We start from the raw sequence: 361 nt of genomic DNA on the forward strand, positions 1-361 counted from the left end.
GACCATAACGGCCGTTCCCTCAGGACCCAACAACGTGCCCGACACACCCGATCAACAATCCGTCTTCCACGCCGAAGCAGTACTAACGAATGCCAACCCAGTGTGCCGAATAGTCAACGTTCCACCCATGAGCGACCGTGCTGAACATTCGCCTGCTAGCGGCCATGCGCTCCTTAGAAAGGAGGTGATCCAGCCGCACCTTCCGGTACGGCTACCTTGGGACGACTTCGTCCCAATCGCTGGTCCCACCTTCGACGGCTCCTCCCCTTACGGGTTAGGCCACCGGCTTCGGGTGTTACCGACTTTCGTGACGTGACGGGCGGTGTGTACAAGGCCCGGGAACGTATTCACCGCAGCATGC

General features: G+C 59.8%; 1 rRNA gene. It reads right to left on the minus strand.

Annotated elements, in window-relative coordinates:
* Positions 1 to 177: 177 nt before the first annotated feature.
* Positions 178 to 361: ribosomal RNA gene (locus tag PUR61_RS13370) — 16S ribosomal RNA — on the minus strand; the annotation flags it as partial.

It is taken from the genome of Streptomyces sp. BE20, from assembly GCF_036322525.1.
Taxonomy (GTDB): domain Bacteria; phylum Actinomycetota; class Actinomycetes; order Streptomycetales; family Streptomycetaceae; genus Kitasatospora.